Origin of the sequence: Streptomyces sp. (assembly GCF_036524955.1) — a bacterium.
Taxonomy (GTDB): domain Bacteria; phylum Actinomycetota; class Actinomycetes; order Streptomycetales; family Streptomycetaceae; genus Actinacidiphila.
The window spans coordinates 1-4,248 of record NZ_DATDBG010000322.1 but is presented as its reverse complement, the minus strand read 5'-3'; the positions used below and the strand labels follow the sequence as shown (position 1 = coordinate 4,248).

General features: G+C 72.2%; 9 protein-coding genes. 6 read left to right on the top strand and 3 right to left on the bottom strand.

Annotated features, from left to right (window positions below):
* Positions 1–147: 147 nt before the first annotated feature.
* Together VIW71_RS25385 and VIW71_RS25380 are read left to right on the top strand one after the other, a co-directional pair.
* A complete protein-coding gene (locus tag VIW71_RS25385) occupies positions 148–381 on the top strand; it encodes a hypothetical protein (protein ID WP_331624967.1) in 234 nt (77 codons plus the stop codon).
* Positions 378–695 (top strand): hypothetical protein, encoded by a 318-nt coding sequence (locus VIW71_RS25380; protein ID WP_331624965.1) that lies wholly within the window; start codon positions 378–380, stop codon positions 693–695. Before VIW71_RS25385 ends, VIW71_RS25380 begins: the two co-directional genes overlap by 4 nt.
* Before the next feature lie 53 nt (positions 696–748).
* On the opposite strand, the gene VIW71_RS25375 is transcribed toward VIW71_RS25380, so the two are convergent.
* Genes VIW71_RS25375 through VIW71_RS25365 form a run of 3 tightly spaced genes read right to left on the bottom strand, consistent with a single transcriptional unit; the run spans position 749 to position 2,385 of the window.
* Positions 749–1,600, bottom strand: coding sequence for a helix-turn-helix domain-containing protein (locus VIW71_RS25375; RefSeq protein WP_331624964.1), 852 nt, complete (start codon positions 1,598–1,600; stop codon positions 749–751).
* A 25-nt stretch (positions 1,601–1,625) separates the two neighbouring features.
* The gene (locus VIW71_RS25370) at positions 1,626–2,153 is read right to left on the bottom strand and encodes a DUF6879 family protein (protein ID WP_331624963.1); all 528 of its coding nucleotides are present in this window, start codon (positions 2,151–2,153) and stop codon (positions 1,626–1,628) included.
* Positions 2,134–2,385 carry a hypothetical protein gene (locus VIW71_RS25365; protein ID WP_331624962.1) on the bottom strand — a complete coding sequence of 84 codons (252 nt, stop codon included), beginning with the start codon at positions 2,383–2,385 and terminating at the stop codon, positions 2,134–2,136. The genes VIW71_RS25370 and VIW71_RS25365 overlap by 20 nt, the downstream gene beginning before the upstream one ends.
* 226 nt (positions 2,386–2,611) lie before the next feature.
* Between VIW71_RS25365 and VIW71_RS25360 the strand changes: the two genes are divergently transcribed.
* The 4 genes from VIW71_RS25360 (at position 2,612) to VIW71_RS25345 (ending at position 3,972) form a co-directional block, all read left to right on the top strand.
* Positions 2,612–2,854, top strand: coding sequence for a hypothetical protein (locus tag VIW71_RS25360; protein WP_331624961.1), 243 nt, complete (start codon positions 2,612–2,614; stop codon positions 2,852–2,854).
* 178 nt (positions 2,855–3,032) lie between these two features.
* Positions 3,033–3,251: a hypothetical protein gene (locus VIW71_RS25355; RefSeq protein ID WP_331624960.1), complete on the top strand. Its 219-nt coding sequence runs from the start codon at positions 3,033–3,035 to the stop codon at positions 3,249–3,251.
* Positions 3,252–3,337: 86 nt separating this feature from the next.
* Positions 3,338–3,823: a glycine-rich domain-containing protein gene (locus VIW71_RS25350; protein ID WP_331624958.1), complete on the top strand. Its 486-nt coding sequence runs from the start codon at positions 3,338–3,340 to the stop codon at positions 3,821–3,823.
* Positions 3,824–3,840: 17 nt separating this feature from the next.
* Positions 3,841–3,972, top strand: a complete 132-nt coding sequence (locus VIW71_RS25345; RefSeq protein WP_331624957.1) for a hypothetical protein — start codon at positions 3,841–3,843, stop codon at positions 3,970–3,972.
* Positions 3,973–4,248: the final 276 nt, after the last annotated feature.

Sequence of the window (4,248 nt, the reverse complement as noted above, 5' to 3'; positions counted from 1 at the left end):
CGACGGCAGCTTCGGGACCCGCACCCGCGACGCCTACGCCGCCTGGCAGCGCCACTGCGGGTACACCGGGCCGGCCGCGGACGGCATCCCCGGAAAGGCCAGCCTCGCCCGGCTCGGCGAGAAGCACGGATTCAAGGTGGTGGACTGATGAAGACAAGCCCGTTCCTGCTCGACCTGCTGGAGCGCGTCGCCTGGACCGGCGCCGAGGCCGGGCTGGGCCTGGCCGCGGTCGCCCTGGCGGACCTGCCGGTGTGGTGGGCGCCGCCAGTCGCCCTCGCGGCCGCCGCGGCGAAAAGCTGGGCGGCCGGCCACGTCGGCCGACCGGGCACCGCCTCGACGCTGCCCGCGGACCACGACCCGGCATCGGGGGTGATGGGGTGACGCCGCCCGAGACAGTGACCGTCGCCGTCGAGCTCGCCGAGTTGAGGGGGGAGATCCGCACGGGCCTGGCCGACATCAAGGGGTCGCTCGCCGTCCTGGTCGAGCGGACCTCCCGCACCGACGCGGACGTCAAGCAGCTCCGCACCGACACCGAGAAGGACACGAAGCAGCTGAGGGACGACACCGAGAAGTGGGTGCGGGACCTGCGGGCCGACGTCGAGTCCCTGAAGCGCGGCCGGTGGCCGCTGCCCGCCCTCGCTACCCTCGCCGGTATCGGCGGGACCGTGACCAGCCTGATCGCCCTGTACCGCTGACACCGCCCCCGTCTCCGGCCACGCGCCGGGGGGGGCCTTTCGTGCGTCCGCAGTCAGTGCAGCGCGTCGATCGCCCGGACGATCAGCCCCCGCGCATCCGCGCCGTACACGGCCATCTGGCGCAGGTCGTCGAACGCGCGCAGGTACAGGGCGATCTCGCTGGGCTGAGTGATGTTGACCTGGGCCGACAGCAGCTCGACGGAGACCAACGACTGGTCGTAAATGTTGAAGGTCTCCGCAGCCCACAGGCGGCGCTCTCGGCTGGCCATCGGGATGATGCCCAGCGAGATGGCTGGCAGGGCGCCAGCGCTGAGTAGATGCCCGAGCTGAGCGGCCATCGCCTCCGCGTCGCCGAGCTGGTAGCGCAGCACCGCCTCTTCGACCAGGAGGACGAACCGGTGCCCGGCCTCATGGATGATCTTCGAGCGTTCCAGGCGGGCCGCCGCGGCCTCCGGGCCGTCGTCCGGCAGACCGAGGAACCGGGCGTTGGTGCCCAGCAACGCCCGGGCGTAGCCCTCGGTCTGGAGCAGGCCGGGAACCACCGTGGTGGAGTAGACGCGGAAGGTCTCGGTGGAGTGGTAGAGCGCCAGGTAGCTGTTCTGGAGCTGGCGAAGGCCATTGCGCGCCTGCCGCTTCCACTCGGTGTACAAGGACTCGGCGTGTAGCGAGGCCGAGATCAGGTCGCTCGCCTGATCCTCGGCCCCGGCGGCTCGGCACCACAGCCGGATGTCGGTGGGAGACGGCGGGGTGCGGGCGTTCTCGATCCTGCTCGTCTTGGCGTGGTGCCAGTTGCACCGGGAGGCCAGCTCGGCGACCGTGAGGCCGGCGGTGCGGCGCAGGCCGCGGAGGCGCCGCGCCACATCTTCGCGTGCCGCCTGGGCCGAGGACGACGGGGATGCGGACATGGGCTGGTCTACCGGTGCTTCCTGGCTAGCGGATCTTGTACTGGTCGTGCGGTACGGCGCGGGCCCACACGGCGTCGAAGGCGTCGGCGCACTGCTTGACGACGGTCGGGTCGGTCGACAGCTCCATGTCGGGGTCGGCCCAGTCGCCGTCGCCGGTGAAGTGATTGAACAGGACTGTCTCCGCGTCGAAGACCCACAGATCGGCTCCCGGCAGTAGGAGCGTGGCGGCCTGCTGGCGGGGCAGCCAGCGGACGTCTTCGCCGGCGGCCACGTTGACCGGGGTGCCAGCGTGCTCGTAGCGGATGTACTCGGTGACCGGCTCCGACACGATGCGGGCCCGGCGCACTGTGACACCGCGTTGGCGCGCACGCGAGATGAGGTCGACCCAGGGGGCCCAGTAGGCGGAGCCGGGTTCGGCGTCGCGCTGGCCGGTGGTCTGCCACTGCGTGAAGTCGTCGGCTTCGTCGACGACGGCGTACTGGTCACGCATCTCCAGGTGCACGGCGGACGTACGGGCCGCCTCCATGAGGGCCCTAAAGTCGATCTGCGGCATCGCACGCCTCCCTCAGCAGCGGGATCAGGTGGGCAGGGAATCGGATGACGGTCTCGTGGGCGGGGATGCCCTTGGCGTGGCCGGGGGCCGTGTTGTCGATGCACTCCTGGCGGGTGGCGTCGTCGGCGGTGTAGCCCTGGAGGACGATGTCGCGGGTGTCGAGGTCCACCCAGGCAGTGGGAGACCCGTTCTGCCCGGTCTCGGGGTCGATGCCGATGAACAGTAAGGCCATGGCGGCTCTCTCCTCGGGTCTGGTGCGCGTTTGTGCGCCACCATCCCCGCATGCGGATGAGCCGGTCAAGGCCGCCTTTCGAACATGCACCCAGCCGAGGGTTCTTCATGCACATGGGTGCACAACGCTCGCGGGCGTGCGCGCCGCGCTTCTACCGTCGCCGAGAGAAAACCCCCGCGGCCGGTGGCACGGCCCGGGGTGCGGTCCACCTACAAGGCAGGTCGACATGCCGGATGCTACGCCCCCAACACCCGTCCCGGGCCTCCCCGTGTTCGACGAGGCCACCGGCCGGTATGGCACGGTGGCCGACATCACTCTCAGCACGGTCTCGGTCTTCCTCCGCCCGATTGGCGGCGGGATCGAGTGGCGGGCCCGCCGCGAGCACATCCGCCCCGTCACCACGGGGGAGCTGCTGGCCGACCGGCTGCGCGAGGAGCGGACATCGCCCCATGACGGGCCCACCTGGTGACGCCCCCGGCCGCGAAGGTGCCGGTGTCCGTGTACTGCGTCAACCTTGACGTGCCCGAGGCGCACGCCCGCTGCGGTGCCGCCGGCCCGATGTACCTGCCGGGCGTCCTCCCGGCCGGGGTGCCGGCCATGCGGCAGATCGCGTGCGGGTGCGCCTGCCACGGGAAGGGAAAGAGTCGATGACGGTCAACGCGTCCGGCGGGGTGGAGCTGTGCTTCCGGCACGGGGGGATGGTCGCCGACCCCGTCGCGGTAGCCGCGGTCGAGCGGGCGTCCAGCGTGGCGATCGTGTACGCCTGCCCGCCGTGTGTCGACCAGTACGGGATCGTGCGGCTCGCCGAGCACCCGGCCGGCCACGACGGCAGCCCGCTCTACCACCAGCCCGAGCCGGGCTACTGACGGCCCACCAACTCCCCGCCACCGGCGCCTTCCCCCGTGCGCACGGTGGCGGGGCCCCAACCCAACCACCCAGGAGGACTCACCAGATGCTCACCCTCGACGCCCGTACCCTGATCGCCCCGGCCGAGCTCGCCGCGGTCACGGCCACCGTGCAGGACAACAACCCGGGCATGGACAAGGACACCGCCGAGCAGGTCGGGGTCGAGGCGCTGGCGTTCGTCGCCACCGCGGCCCGCAACCCCGGCGCCCCGATAGCGCCGTCGCGGATCGTGGATGAGGGATGGCACGCCCTGATCCTCCACACCGCCCTGTACGCGCGCCTGTGCGAGCGTCTGGGGGCGTTCGTGCACCACTACCCGGAGCGGCCGGACACCTCGCGGCAGAAGAGCGACGTCCTGGAGCGCACGGTCGCGGCGATCCGGGAGACCGGCCACAACCCGGACCCCGAGCTGTGGATGCTGCCGGCCGAGGGCCGGGTACCGGTGGCCGCGTCGTGCGGGCACGCCCCGATGTGCGGCGTCAGGGACCCGGACCTGGCGCCGGGTCTCGTGCCGGCGCTCGCCGCGGCCTGACCGTGGCGGGGGCGCACATGAGGTGGGTGTGGATCGACCCGCGGTACGCGGACGTCATCGCGGCGATGCGCCAGGCGGAGGCTGCCCGCCGTGGGCCGGAGACGGACCGGCGCCGGGTGCGGGGGCTGTTCCTCCCGTCCGCCCGTTGACGGTCACCTGAGACCGCCGTACCGCGTGCTCCCCCGCGGGCGGTACGGCGAAGGCGAGGCCCCGGCTGGAGGAAGACAGCCGGGGCCTCGCTGTATCCGCACGTCGGGAAAGGGATGACCCGGGCGCGCGGGGCGCGGAGGCCAGTTGTGACCGTCTCGGACACGACTCCCCAGGACGCCCCGCGCGCCCGAGGCGGAGGGGACCAAGGTAATCCCATTACCTTGAAACAGCGCGGACGCCCCGCGCGCGGGCGGGCGCGGGCGGGCAGAGAACGT